The sequence below is a fragment of the Longimicrobiaceae bacterium genome, from assembly GCA_035696245.1.
In the GTDB taxonomy this organism is placed as follows: domain Bacteria; phylum Gemmatimonadota; class Gemmatimonadetes; order Longimicrobiales; family Longimicrobiaceae; genus DASRQW01.
Genome location: DASRQW010000399.1, coordinates 1 through 4,579, shown reverse-complemented (window position 1 = coordinate 4,579; position 4,579 = coordinate 1). Strand labels below are relative to the sequence as shown.

Annotated in this window: 6 protein-coding genes; 1 reads left to right on the top strand and 5 read right to left on the bottom strand. The window is 71.5% G+C overall.

Annotated features, from left to right (window positions below):
* A partial coding sequence (locus VFE05_17985) for a GTP-binding protein (protein HET6231968.1) occupies nucleotides 1–255 on the bottom strand: 255 nt, incomplete at its 3' end.
* A gap of 659 nt (nucleotides 256–914) precedes the next feature.
* Between VFE05_17985 and VFE05_17980 the strand changes: the two genes are divergently transcribed.
* Entirely contained in the window at nucleotides 915–1,124 is a 210-nt protein-coding gene (locus VFE05_17980; GenBank protein ID HET6231967.1) for a hypothetical protein, read from the top strand.
* Nucleotides 1,125–1,325: 201 nt separating this feature from the next.
* On the opposite strand, the gene VFE05_17975 is transcribed toward VFE05_17980, so the two are convergent.
* The 4 genes from VFE05_17975 to VFE05_17960 all read right to left on the bottom strand — a co-directional run.
* Nucleotides 1,326–2,459, bottom strand: coding sequence for an ABC transporter permease (locus VFE05_17975; GenBank protein ID HET6231966.1), 1,134 nt, complete (start codon nucleotides 2,457–2,459; stop codon nucleotides 1,326–1,328).
* The gene (locus tag VFE05_17970) at nucleotides 2,456–3,238 is read right to left on the bottom strand and encodes an ABC transporter ATP-binding protein (protein HET6231965.1); all 783 of its coding nucleotides are present in this window, start codon (nucleotides 3,236–3,238) and stop codon (nucleotides 2,456–2,458) included. Before VFE05_17970 ends, VFE05_17975 begins: the two co-directional genes overlap by 4 nt.
* Nucleotides 3,235–4,188 carry an efflux RND transporter periplasmic adaptor subunit gene (locus tag VFE05_17965; GenBank protein ID HET6231964.1) on the bottom strand — a complete coding sequence of 318 codons (954 nt, stop codon included), beginning with the start codon at nucleotides 4,186–4,188 and terminating at the stop codon, nucleotides 3,235–3,237. Before VFE05_17965 ends, VFE05_17970 begins: the two co-directional genes overlap by 4 nt.
* Nucleotides 4,185–4,579 (bottom strand): hypothetical protein (locus tag VFE05_17960; protein HET6231963.1); only part of this gene is annotated, 395 nt, incomplete at its 5' end. The genes VFE05_17960 and VFE05_17965, both read right to left, overlap by 4 nt.

Here is a 4,579-nt window from a genome sequence, read left to right as displayed (position 1 = left end):
GTGCCCGGGGCAGTCGACGTGCGCGTAGTGGCGCTTCTCCGTCTGGTACTCCACGTGCGCGGTCGCGATCGTGATGCCGCGGGCGCGCTCCTCGGGTGCCTTGTCGATGTTGTCGAAGCTGACGAAGTCGGCCAGACCCTTCGCCGCCTGGATCCGCGTGATCGCCGCGGTCAGCGTGGTCTTGCCGTGGTCGACGTGGCCGATGGTGCCCACGTTCACGTGCGGCTTGTTCCGCTCGAACTTAGCCTTGGCCATTTTGCTCTGTGGTCCCCGACGGATGGTTGAACACTGAGGGCTCGCAGGAGCGCACGCGGGATTCGAACCCGTGACCCTTCCCCTCGCGGGGAGGTGCTCTGCCGACCGAGCTGCGTGAGCCCAATCCCCTCGCCACGGGCATGGTCGCCCGAACGACGCTTTCCGCTCCCGCCGAACGCAAATCCCGCCGGAGCGGCTACCTGCGCCGGTCCCGCGGTATATGGATGCACGTATCCCGTGCGGGGAGCAAGACGAGAAGTATAGGCACGAGCGGTTGCCTCGTCAACCCCTCCCACCCCTCCGTCCACCGTGCGCACGGGCGCTTTCCAGGCGGCTCCGCGAACCCACATCCCGCCGGCTCCGCCCTCCCCCGAACGAGCCAGCCCGAGGCGGAATCCGCGCACCCACCCGCATCGCGCGTCGGCTCGATTGCATCGCCCGAAACCAATCTAGCAAACCGCGCAAGCTCCTGACGCGCATCGTCCGAACCCCGTGTCGCGCGTCTACAGCGAACGCCCATTGCCGTGGCTTTTCCCGCCGCACATCGTTGACGATGCGCGGCATCTCCGGAATAGCGGTGGACGTGCCGCGCATCACTCGGTACACGCCGTGGATCCGCCCGGCTCACGGCACGGACACCCGCTGAAAGCGAGACGACGATGAGGAAGATCAGCCTGAACCTGGACGCGCTGGCGGTGGAGCGCTTCGAGACCTCCCCGGCGACCCGCGGCCGGGGCACCGTGGTCGGCCACGCGGCTGCGACCGCGCACACGTGCGTGGCGACGTGCGCCTACACCTGCGGCGCCCCGCCGCCGGACACGACGACGGCCCGGGTCGCTACCATGGTCGGCTGCCCGGCCTGCGTCTGAGGGGGCTCCCGGCTGGGAGGCAGCCAAGCCGCGCGATATCCCGCGCGGGCTTCTCGCATCCTCCTGGCATCCATTCGTTCCACCTGCAATGGCTCACGCGGAGACGCGGGGGACGCGGAGAACAGCTCGCTCTCCTGCCGTTCTTCGCGCCTCCGCGCCTCCGTGTGAGGTCCGTTGTCCACCGACCGGAGATGGTCGGAGCTACTCGACTGTCTTGGAGAAGCGGAGGACGCTGAAGGTGACGATGACGGCGGCCATGAGGGTGAGGACGGCGGCGTCGCCGAGCAGGTGCTGGACCGCGACGCCCTTGAGGAGGACGTTGCGGATGACGCGCAGATAATACGTGAGCGGCAGCGCGGCGCTGGCGAGCTGGATAGCACGCGGCATAGCTTCGCGCGGGAACATGAAGCCGGAGAGGAGGATGTTGGGCAGCAGCAGCATGAAGCTGAGCTGCATGGCCTGCGCCTGCGTTCGCGCGACCGTGCTGACCACGAGGCCGAGCCCCAGGCTGGCGACGATGAAGGCGAGCGTGACGGCGTAGAGGGCGAGCAGGCTGCCGCGCATGGGGACGTGGAAGAGCACGCGGCCGAGGACGAGCACCACCGTCATCTGCACGTAGCCCACGAGGATGAACGGGATGATCTTCCCCAGCATCATGCTCGTCTTGCCGATGGGCGTGACGATGAGCTGTTCCAGCGTGCCCCGCTCGCGCTCGCGCGTGATCGCGAGCGAGGTGATGAGGATCATGGTGAGCGTGAGCAGCACGCCGATGAGGCCGGGGACGATGTAGACCTCGCTGCGCAGCGCAGGGTTGTACCACGGCCGCACCCGCACGTCCAGCGGCGGAGGAGGCGCGAAGGTGGTGCGCCCCATCAGCGCGGCGGACCGGGCCTGCGCCGCCATCGCGGCGCCGGAGAGCGCGGTGGACGACGCCATGGGGTCCGCCGCGTCGACGATGACCTGCGCGCTGGCGGTGCGGCCGCGCTTCACGTTGCGCGTGTAGTCGGGCGGGATGACGATGCCCGCCCGCGCATCTCCCTGCTCGATGGCGGTACGCAGCTCTCCGCGGCTGCGGACGGCGCCGACGATGCGGAAGTTGTCGGTGTTCTGCATGACCGCCACGAGCGCGCGGCTCTCCGCCGTGTTGGACTCGTCGAGGACGACGGTGGGGAGGTGGCGCACGTCGGTGCGGATGGCGAAGCCGAACAGGACGAGCTGCATGGCCGGGACGGCGAGCATGAGCGCGAGCGTGAACCGGTCGCGCCGCATCTGCACGAACTCCTTCCACAACATCGGCCAGAGCAGCGACCGGCGGATGCGCTCCACGGGGCTCATACGCGCACGCCTTCGTCGCGGCGCTGCATCTCCACGTACACGTCTTCCAGCGTCGCCTGCCCGAACTGCCTGGTGATCTGGGCAGAGGTGCCCAGGGCGATGAGGTGGCCGCGGGAGAGGAAGGCGATGCGGCCGCACCGCTCCGCCTCGTCCATGTAGTGGGTGGTGACCAGGATGGTGGTGCCCTGCTGCGCCAGCCCGTAGATGATCTCCCAGAAGCGGCGGCGCGCGGCCGGGTCCACGCCCGCGGTCGGCTCGTCCAGGAAGAGCATGCGCGGCCGGTGTGCCGTCGCGCAGGCGAGCGCGACGCGCTGCTTCCAGCCGCCGCTGAGCGTGCCGGTGAGCTGGCCCACGCGGTCCTCCAGGTCCAGCTCGGCCAGCAGGTGGCGGACGCGCTCGTCCCTCTCACGCCCGAACAGGCCGTAGATGGATGCGTAGAAGCGCAGGTTCTCGGCGACCGTCATGTCGTCGTACAGCCCGAACTTCTGCGACATGTAGCCGATGGCCTGGCGCACCTTCTCCGGCTGCTTCGCCACGTCGAACCCGACCACGGTGGCGCTGCCGGACGTGGGTGTGACCAGCCCGCACAGCATGCGGATGGTCGTCGTCTTCCCCGAGCCGTTGGGACCAAGCAGGCCGAACACCTCGCCGGTAGATATCTCCAAGTCCAGCCCATCGACGGCGACGAGCGGCCCGAACGTCTTGCGCAGCGCCGACGTGCGGACGGCGCTGCCGGGGGATGCGGAGACTTCGGGCGGATGCGCGGCGGTCGTGCTCACCGCGCCTCGGGGAGGGTGACGGTGACGGGGAGGCCGGCCTTGAGCGCGCCCGCGGGGTCCGACAGCTCCACCTTGACGCCGAACAGCAGGTCCGCGCGTTCCGTCTCGGTGAGGGCGATGCGCGGCGTGTACTCGGCCTTGTCGTTGATGGAGACGACGCGGCCGGAGAAGGGGCGGCCGGGCAGCCCGTCGAGCGTGGCCGTGAGCCGCTGCCCCACGCGGATGCGCGGCAGCACGCGCTCGTTCACGTACACGCGCGTGTACGGCCGCGAGGTGCGGCCGACGGTGAGCACGGTCTCGCCCGCGGCCACCGTCTCGCCCGGCTCGGCCCAGCGGCCGAGGACGACGCCGTCCACCGGCGCGACCAGCGTCAGCTCGGCCGCGGTGGCGCGCGAGGCTTCGAGGGCGGACTGCGCGCCCGCCACCTCGGCACGGGCGGACTCGACCTCTTCCGCACGCGCGCCCTCGCGCAGGAGGCGGAGCGACTGGCGGGAGGCGTCGAGCTGGCTGGCGGCGACGGAGGCGGCGGCGCGCGCCTGGTCGTACGTCTGGCGGCTCACGATGCCGCGGGCGGCGAGCGGCCGGTAGCGCTCGGCGTCGCGGGCGGCGCGGCCGGCCTCGGCTTCGCGGCTGCGGACCTGCGCCTGGGCCTGGGCGATCTCGGCGGCGCGGGGGCCGGCCTCCACCTCGCGCAGGCGGGCGCGGCTGGCGGCGACGCGCGCGGCCTGCTGCGGCACCGCGCCCTGCGTGGCCGCCTGCGCGAGGACGACCAGCGTGTCGCCGGCCCGCACGCGGGCGCCTTCCTCCACGCGCACGGCAACGATGCGCGCGGGCTGGAGCGGCGCCACGTCCACCTCGGTCACCTCCACCGTGCCCGTGGCGGTCTGCGGGCCGTCGCCGCGGCACGCGGCGGCGGCGAGGGCCAGCGCGAGCAATGCGGGCCGTCTCATCTTCCCTCCTCTTCGGTATTCGCCGGTTCCGTAGCCTCAGGCCGCGGCCGATGGGCGAGCAGGGCGGAGAGGGCGAACTCCGCCGCGTGGCGTCCGTAGGCGCGCATCTCCTCGTCCGTCGGCCCGTCCACCCCGCGGCCGAGCAGCAGGCCGACGGCAGGGCGTGCGATGTGGGCGTACGGGACGAGCGAGACGGTGGAGAGGGCCGCGAACCGCGGATCCAGGTCGCGCCGGAAGATGCCGCCCTCCTGCCCCGCGCGGATGAGGTCGCAGAGCCGCGTGAACAGCGTGGCGGCAAGATGCGTGATCTGCTCGCTGGCGTGCTCGGCGTGGTGGTCGATCAGCTCCCGCGCGAGCAGGCGGGGCATGGACGGGCGGCTCGCCATCACGG

Excerpts from the sequence above, each read along its gene's own strand:
- VFE05_17980 (HET6231967.1), top strand. The coding sequence starts at position 915 with ATGAGGAAGATCAGCCTGAACCTGGACGCGCTGGCGGTGGAGCGCTTC.
- VFE05_17975 (HET6231966.1), bottom strand. The coding sequence starts at position 2,459 with ATGAGCCCCGTGGAGCGCATCCGCCGGTCGCTGCTCTGGCCGATGTTG.
- VFE05_17965 (HET6231964.1), bottom strand. The coding sequence starts at position 4,188 with ATGAGACGGCCCGCATTGCTCGCGCTGGCCCTCGCCGCCGCCGCGTGC.